Raw genomic sequence first — 268 nt, 5'->3', positions numbered from 1 at the left:
AGAGGGGCACCAGAATGCAGATGGGGGCGGCAGTCGAGTCGACGATATAGGCCAGCTTCTCACGCGAGACCCCGAAGCGGTCCGTCAGGCGTTTCATCGCCGCCGGCGTCGCCAGGGCATTCAGATAGTCATCGATGAAGATGAGGATGCCGAGAATCACGGTGCCGATCAGCGACTGACGGCGTGTCTTGAGCAGGCGACCGATCATGTTGCTGAAACTCAGCGTGCAGCCGGACTTCTCCATCATGGCGATGAAGCCGCCCATCAG

General features: G+C 60.4%; 1 pseudogene. It reads right to left on the bottom strand.

The window, feature by feature from the left end:
* Positions 1-268, bottom strand: a pseudogene (locus R0J88_RS20525) (sodium:proton antiporter); the annotation flags it as partial.

The sequence above is a fragment of the Pseudoalteromonas sp. SIMBA_162 genome (genome assembly GCF_046535955.1).
Classification (GTDB): Bacteria; Pseudomonadota; Gammaproteobacteria; order Enterobacterales; family Alteromonadaceae; genus Pseudoalteromonas; species Pseudoalteromonas marina.
The sequence above is the reverse complement of the archived record's forward strand: the minus strand, read 5'-3'. Positions and strand labels throughout refer to the sequence as shown.